17 protein-coding genes are annotated in these 17,648 nt (G+C 29.4%); 16 read left to right on the top strand and 1 reads right to left on the bottom strand.

The window, feature by feature from the left end; translation table 11 throughout:
• Positions 1-42 precede the first annotated feature (42 nt).
• The 15 genes from prmA to ppdK all read left to right on the top strand — a co-directional run bounded on the left by prmA (position 43) and on the right by ppdK (position 15,231).
• Positions 43-984, top strand: coding sequence for a 50S ribosomal protein L11 methyltransferase (gene prmA, locus J2Z25_RS14655; protein ID WP_209741121.1), 942 nt, complete (start codon positions 43-45; stop codon positions 982-984).
• An 18-nt stretch (positions 985-1,002) separates the two neighbouring features.
• Positions 1,003-1,755, top strand: a complete 753-nt coding sequence (locus J2Z25_RS14660) for an RsmE family RNA methyltransferase (protein WP_209741122.1) — start codon at positions 1,003-1,005, stop codon at positions 1,753-1,755.
• Positions 1,756-1,757: 2 nt separating this feature from the next.
• Positions 1,758-3,062 carry a tRNA (N(6)-L-threonylcarbamoyladenosine(37)-C(2))-methylthiotransferase MtaB gene (gene mtaB, locus J2Z25_RS14665; protein WP_008677315.1) on the top strand — a complete coding sequence of 435 codons (1,305 nt, stop codon included), beginning with the start codon at positions 1,758-1,760 and terminating at the stop codon, positions 3,060-3,062.
• A 131-nt stretch (positions 3,063-3,193) separates the two neighbouring features.
• Positions 3,194-3,535, top strand: coding sequence for a histidine triad nucleotide-binding protein (locus J2Z25_RS14670; protein WP_111930665.1), 342 nt, complete (start codon positions 3,194-3,196; stop codon positions 3,533-3,535).
• 119 nt (positions 3,536-3,654) lie between these two features.
• Positions 3,655-3,831: a 30S ribosomal protein S21 gene (gene rpsU, locus J2Z25_RS14675; protein WP_003441547.1), complete on the top strand. Its 177-nt coding sequence runs from the start codon at positions 3,655-3,657 to the stop codon at positions 3,829-3,831.
• 541 nt (positions 3,832-4,372) lie between these two features.
• Complete coding sequence (yqfC, locus tag J2Z25_RS14680) at positions 4,373-4,651, top strand: sporulation protein YqfC (RefSeq protein WP_008677328.1); 279 nt, start codon at positions 4,373-4,375, stop codon at positions 4,649-4,651.
• Position 4,652: 1 nt separating this feature from the next.
• Positions 4,653-5,792: a sporulation protein YqfD gene (gene yqfD / locus J2Z25_RS14685; RefSeq protein WP_111928035.1), complete on the top strand. Its 1,140-nt coding sequence runs from the start codon at positions 4,653-4,655 to the stop codon at positions 5,790-5,792.
• A gap of 24 nt (positions 5,793-5,816) precedes the next feature.
• Entirely contained in the window at positions 5,817-7,883 is a 2,067-nt protein-coding gene (locus J2Z25_RS14690) for an HD family phosphohydrolase (RefSeq protein ID WP_209741123.1), read from the top strand.
• Positions 7,884-7,971: 88 nt separating this feature from the next.
• Positions 7,972-8,472 carry an rRNA maturation RNase YbeY gene (gene ybeY, locus J2Z25_RS14695; protein ID WP_209741124.1) on the top strand — a complete coding sequence of 167 codons (501 nt, stop codon included), beginning with the start codon at positions 7,972-7,974 and terminating at the stop codon, positions 8,470-8,472.
• A 21-nt stretch (positions 8,473-8,493) separates the two neighbouring features.
• The gene (locus J2Z25_RS14700; RefSeq protein WP_209741125.1) at positions 8,494-9,195 is read left to right on the top strand and encodes a diacylglycerol kinase; all 702 of its coding nucleotides are present in this window, start codon (positions 8,494-8,496) and stop codon (positions 9,193-9,195) included.
• 193 nt (positions 9,196-9,388) lie between these two features.
• Positions 9,389-10,279 carry a GTPase Era gene (gene era, locus J2Z25_RS14705; protein WP_209741126.1) on the top strand — a complete coding sequence of 297 codons (891 nt, stop codon included), beginning with the start codon at positions 9,389-9,391 and terminating at the stop codon, positions 10,277-10,279.
• 9 nt (positions 10,280-10,288) lie between these two features.
• Positions 10,289-11,038 (top strand): DNA repair protein RecO, encoded by a 750-nt coding sequence (gene recO, locus J2Z25_RS14710; RefSeq protein WP_209741127.1) that lies wholly within the window; start codon positions 10,289-10,291, stop codon positions 11,036-11,038.
• A 6-nt stretch (positions 11,039-11,044) separates the two neighbouring features.
• Positions 11,045-11,665 (top strand): DUF4342 domain-containing protein, encoded by a 621-nt coding sequence (locus tag J2Z25_RS14715; protein ID WP_209741128.1) that lies wholly within the window; start codon positions 11,045-11,047, stop codon positions 11,663-11,665.
• A 204-nt stretch (positions 11,666-11,869) separates the two neighbouring features.
• Positions 11,870-12,508, top strand: a complete 639-nt coding sequence (gene ccpN / locus J2Z25_RS14720; RefSeq protein ID WP_008677338.1) for a transcriptional regulator CcpN — start codon at positions 11,870-11,872, stop codon at positions 12,506-12,508.
• A 92-nt stretch (positions 12,509-12,600) separates the two neighbouring features.
• Positions 12,601-15,231 (top strand): pyruvate, phosphate dikinase, encoded by a 2,631-nt coding sequence (gene ppdK, locus J2Z25_RS14725; RefSeq protein ID WP_209741129.1) that lies wholly within the window; start codon positions 12,601-12,603, stop codon positions 15,229-15,231.
• Positions 15,232-15,263: 32 nt separating this feature from the next.
• Here ppdK and J2Z25_RS14730 read toward each other — a convergent pair whose 3' ends face one another.
• Positions 15,264-16,325 carry a CotS family spore coat protein gene (locus J2Z25_RS14730; RefSeq protein WP_209741130.1) on the bottom strand — a complete coding sequence of 354 codons (1,062 nt, stop codon included), beginning with the start codon at positions 16,323-16,325 and terminating at the stop codon, positions 15,264-15,266.
• Positions 16,326-16,489: 164 nt separating this feature from the next.
• On the opposite strand from J2Z25_RS14730, the gene J2Z25_RS14735 reads away from it, so the two are divergent.
• Positions 16,490-17,518: a deoxyguanosinetriphosphate triphosphohydrolase gene (locus J2Z25_RS14735; RefSeq protein WP_008677345.1), complete on the top strand. Its 1,029-nt coding sequence runs from the start codon at positions 16,490-16,492 to the stop codon at positions 17,516-17,518.
• The last annotated feature ends 130 nt before the right edge of the window (positions 17,519-17,648 follow it).

Below are 17,648 nucleotides of genomic sequence, written 5' to 3' on the forward strand. Positions count from 1 at the left end.
AATAATAAATTAGTCAAAGTATGTTTGAAAGGACTGATTTAAATGCAAGGAACTTGGATAGAAGTTAGAGTTATAACTAAAAGTGAGGCACTAGAACCTGTTTCTGGAATATTTTATGGATTAGATTGTAAAGGAGTTGCAATTGAAGATCCGAATGATATATTAGAAAGAGAACAAGGACCATTAACTTGGGATTTTGCAGATATTAATGTATTAGAGCATAAGGGGAAGGTTGCAGTTGTTAAAGCTTATTTCTCAGAAGAAGATAATATAGATGAGATATTAGAGTATATAAATGAAAAGATGAATGAACTTAAAGAGCTTGGAATTGACACAGGAGTAGCTAAAGTAGAAAGTGAAAAAATGTTTGAAGAAGACTGGGCTAATAACTGGAAAAAGTATTATAAACCAACGAAGATTGGAGAAAAAATAGTTGTAAAGCCTATATGGGAAGAATATGATGCACAGGGGGAAGAGTTAGTAGTAGAGCTTGATCCTGGTATGGCTTTTGGAACAGGTACACATGAAACAACAAGAATGTGTATTCAATCCTTAGAAAAGTATGTAAAGGAAGATAGTACTGTTTTTGACGTTGGATGTGGCTCAGGAATTCTTGCTATAGCAGCAGCAAAGCTTGGTTCTAAAATGGCTGTTGGAGTTGATTTAGATCCAGTTGCAGTTGAATCTGCTAAAGAAAATGTTGGATATAATAATTTGGAAAATATACAAATATTATATGGTAATTTAGTAGAAGTAATTGATGGAAAAGCAGATATAGTTGTTGCTAACATAATTGCAGAAGTTATATGTATTTTAACGGAAGACGTAAAAAGAGTCTTAAAGGATAATGGATACTTTATTACTTCAGGAATAATACATGATAGAGTAGATATGGTTACTAAAAAACTTGAAGAAACTGGATTTGAAGTAATAGAAATAAATAAAGATGGGGAATGGAACTGTATAGTTGCCAAAGTAAAATAGTTTTAAGGAGAATGAACAATGCATAAATTTTTTACTCCTAAAGAAAATTTTATAGATAATGAAGCTAAAATCTTAGGTGATGATGTAAAACATTTATATAAAGTACTAAGGCTAAATGAAGGGGATAAAATAGTCTTAAATAATTGTGATGGTGAAGAATTTTTAGCTTCTATTTCAACAATAACTAAGCAAGAAGTTATTGTTGAAATAGAAGAAAAGCTTCAAATAAACAATGAAAGTAGTGTAAAAATATATTTGTTTCAAGGTTTGCCCAAGGCACAAAAGATGGATTTAATAGTTCAAAAGGGGACAGAACTTGGAATTACTGAATTTATACCAACTTTAACAGATAGAGTTGATATAAAATTAAAAGGTGATTTTAAGAAATTAGATAGGCTTAATAGAATAGCGCTAGAAGCAGCTAAACAAAGTAAAAGAAGTATAATACCAAATGTTGTGGATCCAATAAGCTTTGATGAAGCTTTAGATAAAATGAATAATTTAGACATTGTTATAGTTCCATACGAAAATGCTGAAAACTTTGGAATTAAGACTTTATTTAATCATACTGATTTGGATAGAACTAAAATAAAAACTGTTGGAATACTAGTTGGTCCTGAAGGCGGATTTGAAGAAGATGAAATAAATAGACTAAAAGAAAATGGTGCTTATATAGTAACTTTAGGAAGTAGAATCCTTAGAACAGAGACAGCAGGTTTTGTAGCTACTTCTTTAGTTCAATATGAGCTAGGAGATTTAGGAGGAAATTAATAATGAAAGTTGCATTTTCTACATTGGGATGTAGAGTTAACGTATATGAATCAGAAGCAATGGCCGAAAAGTTTATTAGAGAAGGCTATGAAGTTGTGGATGCAAGTGAAGCAGCTGATGTATATGTAATAAATACTTGTACTGTTACTAATATGGGTGATAAAAAATCAAGACAAATTATAAGTAGAGCAAGAAGATTAAATGAAAATGCTACAGTAGCAGTTGTAGGATGTTACTCACAAATTGCACCTAAGGAAGTTTCAGAAATACCGGGAGTAGATGTAGTTCTTGGAACAAGAAACAAAGGTGATGTTGTTTATTATGTAAATAAAGCTAGAGACGAAGGAAAGTCACAAGTTCATGTTGAAGGTGTACTTAAAAATAAGAAGTTTGAAGAATTAAATATAGAAGAATATCAAGATAAAACTAGAGCATTTTTAAAAATACAAGATGGATGTAATAGATTTTGCACATATTGTATAATTCCATATTCAAGAGGCTCAGTATGTTCAAAAGATCCTAAAAAGGTATTAGAAGAAGTTAATAAATTGGCAGAGCATGGATTTAAAGAAATAATTTTATCGGGAATACATACAGCTTCTTATGGCTTAGATTTAGAAGGTAGTGTTAATTTAATAGACATAATAGAAGAAATAGAAAAAGTTGAGGGGATAGAAAGAATAAGGATAGGATCAATTGAACCTGCATTCTTTACGCCTGAAGTTATAGAAAAGATAAAGAAGTTTAAGAAGTTATGTCCACATTTCCATTTATCACTACAAAGTGGATGTGATGCTACACTTAAGAGAATGAATAGAAGATATACTGCAAAGGAATATGCTGATTCAGTAAATTTATTAAGAGAAACTATGCCGGATGTATCTATAACAACTGATGTCATAGTTGGTTTCCCAGGAGAAACAGAAGAGGAATTCAATGAAACATATGAATTTTTAAAAAATATTAAGCTTACTAAAACTCATGTATTTAAATATAGTCCAAGAAAAGGAACCAAAGCTGCAGATATGCAAGATCAACTTGATGGAAGCATAAAGGAAAAGAGAAGTAAGTTATTAATTGAATTAAGCAATAAAAATGAAAAAGAATTCATAGAAAAATTCATAGGAAAAGAAATGGATGCACTTATAGAAGCAGAAGTAAAAGGTAAAGATGGTATATATGAAGGATATACAAGAAATTATATAAAAGTTCAAGTACCATGTACATGTGCAGACGTTACTGGTAAAATAGTTGATATAGAAATTACAGAAGCAGAAAATGAAATTGGAATAGCAAAACTTCTATAACAATTGGTAGTCGACAATGCATAGGTAAAAGTAGTTGTCGAATAATTGAAAACAATTCGGCTATGCTGAATTATCTCCAAAATTATAAATTATCAATTAACCATTATCAATTAAAGAAACGGGGTGAATTTATGGATTGTATTTTTTGTAAAATTGCAGAGGGTGAAATACCAAGTAAAAAGCTTTATGAAGATGAAAAGGTCATAGCTTTTCATGATATAAGCCCTGAAGCACCTATACATTTTTTAGTTATACCTAAGAAACATATAAAAAGTGTGAATGAATTAAATGAAGAAAATGCAAATATTATTTCACATATTTTCTTAGTTATTAATAAACTAGTAAAGGAGCTAAATATAGCTGAAACAGGATATAGAATTGTTAATAACTGTGGAAAAGATGGTGGGCAGACAGTTGATCATATGCATTTTCACGTGCTAGGACAAAGAGAATTAAAATGGCCACCAGGCTAAAGAGTTTTTTATCTAAAGGTTGACTTTAAGATGTGCCTATTGTATAATATAGCGTGTGTTATTAAGCCCGTAGCTGAGTTAAATTAATTAATTTGAGCTAGCGGAGGGAGGGATAATAGATGTCAGAAATAAAAGTTGGAGAAAATGAAACACTTGAAAGTGCATTAAGAAGATTCAAGAGAAAATGCGCTAGAGCTGGAGTTCTTTCAGAAGTTAGGAAGAGAGAACACTATGAAAAGCCAAGCGTGAAGAGAAAGAAAAAATCAGAAGCTGCTAGAAAGAGAAAATTCAAGTAGAAACTATTTTGGTTTGAAATTTTAATAGAACTTAATTAAAAGTTATTATTGGAGTCTACAATTTATCCAATAAGTCTGGATGTATTGTTTATAATACACTAAGGTTGAGGACTATAGTTATATATTTTAGCAAAAATAAGTGTAAGAATTATTATACTTGAATTTAAGGGAATAAACAGGATTTAATTAATTGGATATTCTAAAGAGGTAGATCTTGTTAGAGTACCTTCCTCAGCAGTTATAAAAGAAAAGATAGAATTATTAAAGGAACGGCTACACCATCGGTGTTAATAACATTTAAAAGATAGCTAAGTCTTAATTAGCTTAGTTATGACAAAATAAAGTCAATTTATAAGAAGAATATTAACTAATAAATAAAGCAAAAGGAACTTATCTAGTTCCTTTTGCTTTTTTGTTATATTGAAATAAATTTTATAAGGCATTGAAACTGTTAACTTTATAAACTCAAATAAATTATAAGTAATTTTCTATATATTTTTATCATAAAGTACTATTAGGAAAAATATAAGGAGAGAAGATTATGCAAAGAAAAATAGAGAAGAGCAGAGAAATCATAGCAGAAACTTTTGATTTACCTAAAGATATAGTTTTAAATGTCCCTAAAATAACTATCATAGGAAATGATGAAATAACGATAGAAAATCATAAAGGAATAATATTATTTGAGAGAAATGTTATAAAAGTAAATACAAAAGTAAAGGCCATTAATATTGAAGGTGAGAATTTTGAGATACTTTATATTGGGGATTCTACAATAACAATTAGTGGAAAATTTAAATCTATATCATACGAGGTGTAATATGGCAACAGGAGTTTTTGATAGTGGAAAAGTAGTAGTTGAAGTTAACATATTAAAGCCAGAAAGACTTTTAAACATATTGTGGAATGAAAATATAAATGTTATAAATGTTAAGAGAATAGATGTAGCAACGATTAGAGTAACAATTGATTATAATGATTATAATGTTTTAATTGATGTTGTAAAAAGATTGAATGGTAAAAGTAAAGTCATAGGAAGTACCGGAATATTATTTTTTATAGGAAAACTAAAGAGTAAATTATTCTTAGCTATAGGAGGAGGGATATTTATTGCATTGTTATTATATTTTTCTACCTATGTGTGGAGTATAGAAATAACTACTAAAAAGAATGTTTCACCTTATGAGTTAAGACAACAATTATATGAAATAGGTATAAAGCCAGGGATAAGCAAAAATAAAATAGATGTTAAAGATGTAGAAAAGAAACTAGAGGATGTAAATTCGGATGTTTTATGGCTAAGAGCTAGAATAGAAGGCTCAACATTGAAGATATTTATAGAAGAGAAAGTGAATCCACCAGAAGTTAAAGAAGAAAAACAAGGAAATTTAGTTGCAAAGATGGATGGGGAAGTAAGTAGAGTTTATGCTTTTTCAGGTAGATCAGCAGTTCATGTTGGAGATATGGTGAAGGCTGGTGATATTGTTATAGAAGGAATTAACGGTAAAGAGGAAGATCCATATGAAGTTGTACCAGAAGGTGTAGTTATGGCAAATACTTTTTATGAAAAGAGTATGACTACTAAAGTAGAAGGGACAGAACTAAAAAGAAGTGGAGAGAAAGATAGTGATATATACGTAGAAGTATTCGGAAAAAAAATTTATCTGAAAAAAGCTATAAAAGATTTTGAAGAGTATGATAAAATAGAAGAGAGTGGAAAAATTATAAAGAAGGCTAATTATTTTGAAAAGAGAGAATTTCCAGTTACATACACAAAAGAAGAGGCGATTGATAGTGCAGTAAATGAATTAGAGGAATCTCTTTATAATAATTTGACTAGAGAAGCTAAAGTAGTTGATAGAATAATAAGCACAAAGGATAGTTCGGATGGAAATATAATAGTAAATGTAGTATTTGTTGTAGAACAAAATATAGTAAATAATGAGCCGATAGATTATTAGAAAAACTATATGGATTAGAGGGTGATGGACTTGTTTTGGAATAAAGAAAAGAAAAAAGATGATATAAAATACAAAAGAGGATTTACTTATCTAACTGTGTTTTTAGTAATATATTTACTTTTATTAACAGTGATTGCACCTAAGAGGCATAATCTTTCAGTTGGAGATATAGCAACTGTAGATATAAAAGCTCCTATTGATACTGTAGATGAAATTGCAACTAAGCAAAAAGAAGAAGAGGCTATGGCTAAAGCAAGAGAAGATAAGCAGTATATAGTTAAAAGTGAGGTAAAAGCTCAAGCAATTGAAAATGTTAATAAATTATTTAATAAGATTGTATCTGAAAATTCTTCTAATAAGGAAGAAAAAGATAAGATAGCTGAAATAAAAAAAATTGAAGAATTTAATTTAACTGATGCTGAGTATAAGATATTAGTTGAGTTAAAGGAAAAGACATCTGAGATACAACATTTGGTAGTAAATGTATTAGAAACAGTTTATAAGGAAGAAATAGAAGAAAATAAATATGAAGATTTATTAGAAGCTAAGTCAATAGCAGATAGTCAATTGTCTAATAGTAATATAGATAGAGACTTAGAGGATGTTTTAAAGAATATATGCCATATTCAAATTAATCCAAATAAATTTGTTGATAATGCAAAAATGGAAGAAGCAGTTAAAGAAGCTCAAAAAAGTGTTCCAAAAGAAATAATAAAGAAAAATCAAATAATAGTAAAAGAAGGGGAGCCAGTAACTGAAAGACAAATAGAAATTTTAAAAGAATTAGGTCTTTTAAATAATGGTACAACAAAGAGTTACTTATTCTCATTTATTTCTTTAGGAATATTAGTTGCTTTAGTATTATTTATTCAATATAGATATATATCTAAAGAAAAGCCTGAAGTATTTAATGACACTAAAATGATCATACTTATAAGTAGTATAAATCTTATAATAATATTGATTTCAATGGGGTTAAATGTAATTTCTCCATATTTAATACCGTTAGTTTGTAGTGCTATGCTTATGACAATATTAATCGATTATAAGATATCCTTAGTTATAAATTTGTTAAATATAATATTTATAGCTATAATAGTTGGATTTAATCCATCAGTAGTTGTGTTATCAATATTAAGTGTTGTTCTTGGATCAACAGGTCTTAAAAAAGTTCAGCAAAGAAATGATATAATATATTCAACCATTTATATAACTGGAATACTAGCTTTATTATCATTTACTTTAGGTATGATTTCATCAAATAATATAAAAGAAATATTAATACAGACAGGATATACTGCAATAGGAATTTTACTTTCAGGAATTTTAGCAGTTGGACTATTACCTTTCTTTGAATCGATATTTGATGTAGTTACTAATATAAAATTATTAGAATTATCAAATCCAAACCAACCATTAATGAAAAAACTATTAATGGAGGCGCCAGGAACATATCATCATAGTATGATGGTTGCTAATTTGGCAGAAGCTGCTGCAGAGGCTGTGGGAGGAAATCCAGTTGTAGCTAGAGTAGGTGCTTATTATCATGATATTGGAAAAACAAAAAGACCATACTTTTTTGGAGAAAATCAAATGGGAAAAGAAAATCCCCACGATAAGATAACACCTAATTTAAGTACATTAATTATATTATCACATACAAAAGATGGTTTAGAAATGGCTAGGGAGCATAAAATTCCTAAGGTAATTCAAGATATGATAGAACAACATCATGGAACTACATTAGTTAAATATTTCTATTATAAACTTAAGAATTCATCAGATAAACCAGAGGAAATTAAGGAAGAGGATTTTAGATATCCAGGTCCAATTCCATCTTTTAAGGAATCAGGAATTTTGATGCTTTCAGATAGTGTGGAAGCTGCTGTAAGGTCAATTAATGAGCCTACAAAGGGGAAAATAGAAGAGATGGTAAATAATATAATAAATGATAAACTTAATTCTAGACAGCTTGTGAATTGTGATTTAACATTAAAAGATATAGAGACTATAAGAAAGACTTTTCTTAAGACATTAGATGGAATATATCATCATAGAATTGAATATCCAACTGAAAAGAAAGTGAAATAACTAAGTAATTTAATTTTATAAGGGATTTGATAGGGGAGGGTATCATACCTTTCCCTTTAATTTTAAAAAAATAATAAAGGAGATAAAAATGTTATATACAGAAAACAGACAAGATAAGTTAGAGGTTACAGAAGATTTTATAGAAAGATTAAGCAATGTATGTGATTTTGCATTGAAAGAAGAAGGGGTAGAATGTCAATATCAAATTTCTTTATTATTTGTTGATAATGAAGAAATAAGGGAAATAAATAATGAAACAAGAAATGTTGATAGAGCAACAGACGTGTTATCTTTTCCAATGTTAGATTTTGAAGATAAGAAAGTTTTTAATGAAATGTATTTAAATTATGATTTTGATGAAACTTTCAAAGATGGAGATGAATTGATTTTAGGAGATATGGTTTTATCTTTGGAAAGAGCTTTAGAGCAAAGTGAGGAATATGGCCATTCATATGAAAGGGAAGTTAGCTATTTAGTAGTACATTCAATTCTTCATTTATTAGGTTATGATCATATGGAGGAAGATGACAAAAAAAGAATGAGAAAAAGAGAGGAAGAAATATTAAATAAATTGCAAATTAGAAGATAATACTATAAGTGGGGGGAGCTTATGAAAATAAAGAAGATGGTGGAGAGTTTTAACTATGCAATAAATGGGATTATAGAAACTGTGAGAACACAGAGAAATATGAAAATTCATATATTTGCAGCATTATGCGTGCTGTTAGCATGTTTTTTATTCGATGTATCAAAGATAGAGTTTCTTATTTTAGCAATCACAATCACATTAGTACTTGGAGCTGAAATAATTAATACAGCAATAGAAGCAACTATAGATATGTCTACAAATCATTATCATCCTTTAGCCAAAATAGCAAAGAATGCATCAGCAGGAGCCGTATTAGTTACAGCTGTAAATGCATTACTTGTAGGATATATAATATTTTGGGATAAGATATCTAATTTGTCTTATAATGTAATACACAAGGTAAAAGAATCAGAACCTTATATGATATTTATAGCATTAGTATTTGTCGTTTTAGCTACTTTAATAATAAAGTCTATTTTTGGAGAAGGAACGCCATTAAGAGGAGGAATGCCTAGCGGGCATAGTGCTCTTTCGTTTTCAATAGCAACAGCAATTTCGTTAATAACAGAAGAACCCATATGTATAGTATTAAGTTATTTAATGGCATTAATAACAGCGCAAAGTAGAGTAGATTCTAATGTGCACTCTATTTGGGAGGTTATTGTGGGTGCTCTATTTGGAACTTTATTAACATTATTGATATTTGTTATATTTAAGATATAATATAGTATCTTGGTACTTTTATAAATCTTACTAACAATGCTTTAATTTTGAAAAAGTAATGATATAATAAAAGATACAATAATTTTGAAATTAAAAAGACAAAATAATAAAAATAAGGATAAGTATCTAATTAAAACTTTTAAAAATAATGCTAGAAGCATTAGCTAAAAGATTTAGATAATTAGGAGGAAAAATGTTTAAATCAGGATTTGTAACAATAGTAGGTAGGCCAAATGTAGGGAAATCAACTTTATTAAATCATATAATGGGAGAAAAGCTATCAATAGTATCAAATAAACCCCAAACTACTAGAAATAATATACAAACAATATTAACAGGAAAAGATCATCAGTTAGTATTTGTAGATACACCAGGAATACACAAACCTAAACATAAATTAGGAGAATACATGGTTAACTCGGCAAAAGATTCTATAAAAGAAGTAGATCTTGTATTATTCTTAATAAATCCTGAAGAGGAAGTAGGAAGAGGAGACAAATTTATAATAGAGACTTTGAAGAACCAAAAAGCTCCTGTGTTTTTAGTAGTAAATAAAATTGATGAATTTACTCAAGAGAGAGTTGCAAAAACTCTTCAAATGTATTCATCAGAATTAGAGTTCAAAGAAATAATTCCTATTTCAGCACTTAGAGGAAAGAATGTTGATAAATTAGTTGAATTGATGATTGAAACAATGCCAGAAGGACCTAAATATTATCCAGATGATATGATAACAGACGTACAAGAGAGATTTGTTGTATCAGAGATAGTAAGGGAAAAGGCTTTAAGAACATTAAGAGAAGAAATACCACATGGAATTGCAGTTGATATAATTCAAATGAAACAAAGTCCAAGTGGAACATGGCACATTGAAGTAGATATGCTTTGTGAGAAGGATTCACATAAAGGAATAATTATAGGGAAAAATGGTCAATGTCTAAAGAAAATAGGTGAAAGTGCAAGATATGAAATAGAAAAATTCTTAGGTGCTAAGGTTAATCTAAAAATTTGGGTAAAGGTTAGAAAAGAGTGGAGAGATAATCAAAACCTATTAAAAGAGCTAGGGTATAAAAAGGTTAAATAAAATAAGGGGATGGTGTTTCTGTCACTACATAAGGTAAATGCGGTAGTTATAAAGACTAAAGAATTTAAAGAAAATGATAAACTAGTATGGTTATACACAAATAACTTGGGAAAAATAACAGCTATAGCAAAAGGAGCAAGAAAAAGTAAGAGTAAGCTTTTATCTCTTACTTTGCCTCTATGCTACGGAGAGTATGTTTTATTTAAAGGGAAAAGTTTATTTAATCTTCAAGAAGGTAAAATAACAAATTCTTTTCAAGGCTTATTGGATAACTTAGATAAATTAACTTACTCATCCTATATATGTGAATTAATAGATATATGTGTAGAAGAGGGAGAAGTAAATGAGGGGCTATTTAAAGATTTTCTAACTTGTATGTATTTACTTAATACAGATGCATTAGATTATGAAATGCTTATTAGATCCTTTGAACTTAGATTATTAAAAGCAACTGGGTATGGATTAAACTTAGAAAGTTGTGTAAGTTGTAGAAAAAAAATATCGGTATCTAATTATATATCTTTATCACATTATGGTGGAGTTTGTGAAGAATGTTCAAGAGAATATGGAATTTATATTTCAAAGCCTGCATATAATGCTATAAGATTTTTAATGAGGACTCCTATGGATAAGATATACAAACTAAATATTAATGCGGATGTAAAGAGAGATATAAGTAAGGTTACGACATTTATTATATCCTCAAACTATTCTAAAAAGCCAAAAAGCTTAGAAATGTTAAATTATATAAAGGAGTGAATAGATATGGAAATAAATTTAGAAAAGGTAGATCAAGTTAAAGAGAGAACTGGTGTAAGCTATGCAGAGGCAAAATATGCCCTTGAAGTAAGTAATGGAGACGTACTAGAAGCAATAATATATATTGAAGGCACAAAGGGAATTAAGCAAGACCATATAGAAGATAGCCAAGAGAAAGAAAAGTATGAAACTATAGATGAGCTTAAGAAATGGTTAAAAGACTTAATAAATAAGGGAAATGTTACTAGGATTAAAGTTAGTAAGGATGGTAAAGAACTTGTAGACGTTCCTGTTAATGCAGGGATAGCAGCTGGGGTAATTGCTGTCATTATTCCGCCTATATTAGCTTTTGTTGTTATTGCAGCAGTGGTAACTCAAATAACTATAGAAATAACTAAAGCAGATGGTAGTGTCGAAGTTGTTAATAAATATATAAGTAAGGCTGCTAATGATATAAAGGATGCTGCTACAGATGTTGCTTATATGTTTAAAGATAAAGTAAGCGAAGTTAAAAATGAAAAATTTAAGGGCAATGACAATAATAATGAGAAAACAAAATCTGATAAAAATGAGCAAGTAGATGAAAATGTATTTACATATACTGTGAATTTTGAAGATGAGGACTAAATTAAAGCAAAATTGAGATAAACAGGAGATACAGCAGAATAAAATAAACAGAAAAGGAATATTCAGCTAATATGACTGATTTTTCAGAAAATTAAGTATAGTCAAACTTTTAGAAAATGTTATAATTAGATTGTAAATATCAAACTAATCAAACAAATCTAAATTATCTGAATATTCCTTGAAAATGCAGAAAGAGGGATAAATTTGAAGTTATCACAAAGGCAAGAGGAAATTATAAGGATAGTAAAAGAAGGACAGCCTGTTACAAGCGAAGCCTTAGCAGAGCATCTTGGTGTAACTAGAGCAGCATTAAGAGCAGATTTAGCTATTTTAACCATGATAGGGATACTTGATGCTAGACCTAAGGTTGGTTATGTATATTTAGGAGAGGCACAAAATACTAGAATTTTAGAAAATATTTCTAAGGTTTTAGTTGGAGAAATTATGTCTAAACCGGTTACAGTAAGTGAGGAAACTACAGTGTATGATGCAATCGTATTCTTATTCTTAAATGATGTAGGTACATTGTTTGTAGAAAGTAACGGAGTGCTTGTAGGTGCAGTTTCTAGAAAAGATTTCTTAAAAAATGCTATAGGGGGAACTGATATTCATAAAGTTCCTATTGGGGTTATAATGACTAGAATGCCAAATATCATATGTGGATATGCGGAAGATAGTGCTTATAGCTTAGCAAAGAAAATTATTGAGCATGAGATTGATAGTATTCCAATAGTAGAAAAGATAGAAACAACAGCTAATGAAAAAAATCAATTTAAAATAATTGGAAAGATATCAAAAACTAACATAACAAAGCTTTTTGTTAAGCTTGGAGAAGGCAATTAAGAGAAGACTATGGGTAATTTATTTAGGGTAACTACAGTGCAAAAGTACTGTTAGTAAATATATTCAATTTGATTGAACGGAGGAGTATTGAGATGGAGAAAAAGAAGTACGTTTACCTTTTTAGTGAAGGCAATGGTTCAATGAAGAACCTTCTAGGAGGTAAAGGGGCAAATTTATCAGAAATGATTCTACTAGGAATTCCAGTACCACAAGGATTCACAGTTACAACAGAGGCTTGTAATAAGTATTACGAGGATGGAAAAATAATCGCAGAAGAAGTTATTGAAGAAATTCACGAAAAAATTACAGAACTAGAAAAACTAACAGGAAAAGAGTTTGGGAGTTTAACAAAACCATTATTAGTATCTGTAAGATCAGGTGCAAGAGTATCAATGCCAGGTATGATGGATACAGTATTAAATCTTGGATTAAATGATCAATCAGTAGTTGCAATGGCTGATTTAACTAATAACCCAAGATTTGCATATGATTCATATAGAAGATTCATTCAAATGTTCTCAGATGTTGTTATGGGGATTGAAAAGAGATTATTTGAAAATCTAATAGATGAGATAAAAGAAGAAAAGGGTGTTGAAGTTGACACCGATTTAACAGCTGATGATTTAAAAGTATTAGTTGGAAGATATAAAGAGCTTTATAAAAAAGAAATGGGAGAAGAGTTCCCACAAGATCCAAAAACTCAATTAATTGAATCTATTACAGCAGTATTTAGATCATGGGATAATCCAAGAGCAATAGTTTATAGAAGATTAAACGATATTCCAGGGGAATGGGGTACAGCAGTTAACGTACAAGAAATGGTATTCGGTAATAAAGGAGAAACTTCAGGTACAGGAGTTGTATTCTCAAGAGACCCAGCTACTGGAGAAAATAAAATATATGGTGAATACTTAATGAATGCACAAGGTGAAGACGTTGTTGCAGGTATAAGAACACCACTTCCAATAGCAAAATTAGAAGAGCAAAATCCAGTTATATATAAACAATTTACTGATATAGTTCATACATTAGAAAATCACTATAAAGATATGCAAGATATGGAAATAACTATAGAAGAAGGAAAGCTATATTTCTTACAAACTAGAAATGGTAAGAGAACAGCTCAAGCAGCTTTAAAGATAGCTGTTGATTTAGTTGAAGAAGGAATGTTAACTAAAGAACAAGCAATATTAAAGGTTGAGCCAAATCAATTAGATTCTCTACTTCACCCAGCTTTCCATACAGGAGATTTAAAGAAGGCTACACCAATTGCTAAAGGACTTCCTGCATCACCTGGAGCTGCTTGTGGTAAAATAGCTTTTACAGCTGAAGAAGCTAAAGAAAGAAAAGAAAAAGGTGAAAATGTTGTTTTAGTTAGACTAGAAACTTCACCTGAAGATATAGAAGGTATGATAGCAGCAGAAGGTATATTAACTGTTAGAGGCGGTATGACATCTCATGCAGCTGTTGTTGCTAGGGGAATGGGAACTTGCTGTGTTGCAGGATGTGGAGCTTTAAAAGTTAATGAAGAAGCTAAGACTTTAGAAGTTGATGGAAAAGTTTATACTGATAATGATTTTATTTCAATAGATGGTTCAACAGGAAATATATATGGAGAAGCTGTTAAGACAGTTACACCAGAAATATCAGGACATTTTGCTACATTTATGGGATGGGCAGATGAAATTAGAAAATTAAAGGTTAGAACTAATGCTGATACTCCAAGAGATACAAAACAAGCAGTAGAATTTGGAGCAGAAGGTATAGGTTTATGTAGAACTGAGCATATGTTCTTTGCAGAAGATAGAATAATGGCAGTTAGAGAAATGATAGTTGCTAAGAATGAAGAGCAAAGAAGAAAAGCTCTTGAAAAAATACTTCCAATGCAAAGAGAAGACTTTGTTGGAATATATGAAGCTTTAGGCGGAATGCCAGCTACTATAAGATTCTTGGATCCACCACTACATGAGTTCTTACCACATAATGATGAGGATATTCATGAATTAGCTAAAGAGTTAGATATAACTTTTGAAGAATTAAAGGCTACTGTTAATGAATTACATGAATTTAATCCAATGATGGGACATAGAGGATGTAGATTAGCAGTTTCTTATCCAGAAATAGCTGAAATGCAAACTAGAGCTGTAATTGAGGCAGCAATAGAAGTGAAAAATGCTAAAGGATTTGACATAGTTCCAGAAATAATGATTCCGCTTATTGGAGAAATAAAAGAATTAAAATATGTTAAAGATATAGTTGTTAAAACAGCACAAGAAGTTATGGCAGAAAAGGGTGTTGAATTAGAGTATAAAGTTGGTACTATGATAGAAATACCAAGAGCTGCGTTAACTGCAGATACAATTGCTAAGGAAGCAGAGTTCTTCTCATTTGGAACAAATGATTTAACTCAAATGACATTTGGATTCTCAAGAGATGATGCTGCTAAATTCTTAAAAGATTACTATGAAAAGAAAATCTACGAACAAGATCCATTTGCTAAGTTAGATCAAACTGGAGTTGGTGAATTAGTTAAGATAGCAGTAGAAAAAGGTAGATTAACTAGACCAAATATTAAGCTTGGAATATGTGGAGAACATGGTGGAGATCCATCATCAGTAGAGTTCTGTCATAATATTGGATTAGATTATGTATCATGCTCACCATTTAGAGTTCCATTAGCAAGACTAGCTGCTGCACAAGCACAAGTTAGAAATAAAAGATAATTTATAAAAAGAGGAGGTGTTAAACCTCCTCTTTAAAATTTTACATTATAATGTTTTTCAAATGAATTCATAAGCTCATAAATAAACTCTAATTGATTAGCTGTCCTATCTAAACCTTTTTCAAGGAGTTGAATAAAAGCATTTTTATTACATCTTCTTATATTTTTATAATAATCTCTAGATAATTTCCAATACTTTTGAGGAAAAGCAATATATGATAAGATATATTTTAAATCTGAACTGGTTAAAGTGTTTTCTTCCATATATTTATCAAGAACTTCTAAGGTTAAATTTATCTGCCAATTAGTACTTTCTCTTTTCAATAATCTTCTTAAAAAATATGATATATCTCTAGAGCAATAATCCATTTTACATTTATCAAAATCAATGAGAGAAATTTTATTGTCATCTATTAGTATGTTTTTATTTACGTAATCTCCATGACAAAGAGATCTTGAAAGTTCATTAGGGATAATTGATGATGATACTTCAAATGAAATCTTAGCAAGTTCTAAGTTTTCGTTAATATTTTCTAGGAATATTTTTGAAAATCTATCATTATATCTATGAGCATTATTTATACTCAAAAGTAGTTGATTAAAGTGTTTTGATATAGTTTCGTTATAATTTTCAAAACCTTCTCTTAAGCTGCTTCCAGCTATTGGAGAAAAGTTTTTAGAAGCTATATGTAGTTTGCCTAATGTTTTTGATGATAACAAAACATGGTCTAAGTTATCAAAATCACATTTTTCACCTTTAAGCCATGGAGTTAATATAAATAGCATATCTTTATATTTAACATATCTATTTCCATCTACAGTAGGTAACAATTTAGGAACATCGATTCTATTTCTATAACACCATTCCATGGCTGAATATACATATAAAAGATTTGCTTCATCATAATAAACTTTTTTTAAACAATAACTTTTATTATTAGAGTCTATTCTATATACAGCTCTTTGTTTTTCTGTATCTTTGAATTTAATACTAAATATAGATGCTTTCTGAAGTTTATAGTGAGACAAAATATTAGTCTTTATTTCATTAACAGGAAGCAACTCTTCTCTTAAATCTGATAATAGGTTTTCCATTACTCTCTCCTTATATAATTACTCATTATTAAGATATTAATAAAAAAAACAAAATATACTTATATAAGTAAAATATAATTGGTATTAAATATATTATTATAAAATATGTTTAAATAGAGGAAAAAAGAGAAAAATATAGAATATGTAATATAGAGGTGAGATATATGAATGTAAGAGAAAAAATAGAGAGTTTCGAAAGGTTGACATTAGTCCCTCAAGCTACTTTTAGCACTTCAACTTTAGGAAGAAAAAGAGATGAAAAAAGTGACGCTGTAAGGACTTGTTTTATGGTTGATAGAGATAGAATCATTCATAGCAAGTCCTTTAGGAGATTGAAACATAAGACTCAGGTTTATATAAAGACCTTTGGTGATCATTATAGAACAAGGTTGACTCATACATTAGAGGTATCTCAAATTGCAAGAACAATAGGTAGTGGAATTGGATTAAATGAATATCTGATTGAGGCCATATCATTAGGGCATGATTTAGGTCATGTAGCATTTGCCCACAATGGAGAAGAGGTCTTAAATGAGTTTTTGGAAGGCGGATTTAGACACAATGAACAAAGTGTTAGAGTAGTTGAGAAACTTGAAAAGAATGGATTAGGATTAAATTTAACAACTGAAGTTATAGATGGAATATTACATCATAGTGGTCTTGATAATGGCAACAACAAAGCTAAGACATTAGAAGGAATAGTAGTTAAGGTAAGTGATAAAATAGCATATCTAAATCATGATATAGATGACTCAATAAGGGCTGGGCTCTTAAGTGAAGATGTATTGCCAAAGGAAGTAATAAAGGTGTTAGGTAAAACACATTCTCAAAGAATTGAAACTTTAGTTACAGATGTAATAGAAAACACTACAAATGCATTAAATAATAATGAAGTTGATATAAAATTTAGTACTGAGGTTTGGGAGGCTATGACAGAGCTTAGAAGATTTATGTTTAAAAATGTTTACTTAGGGGATATTTTAAAAGTAGAGAGAAATAAGGCGAAATTTATTTTAGAAAACATAATAAACTATTACTATACTCATGAAGATGAATTGCCAACTATATATAAAGAAATAGCTAAAGAAGAAGGATTAAAAAGAGCAGTTACAGATTATATAGCTGGAATGAGTGATGATTATTGCTTAAATAAGTTTAACTCTCTATTTGTACCAAAAATAGTAATATATTAAATAAATGGATACAATAAAAAGTATATATTTAAAAGGAATTTTAGATTTGATAAAGAATATAAATAAAGAAGATTCAATAAATTTTTATAAAAATTTTTTTTCAAAGAAGGAAATAGAGAAAAAATGTCGA

The sequence above is a fragment of the Clostridium tertium genome, from assembly GCF_017873245.1.
GTDB classification, from domain to species: domain Bacteria; phylum Bacillota; class Clostridia; order Clostridiales; family Clostridiaceae; genus Clostridium; species Clostridium tertium.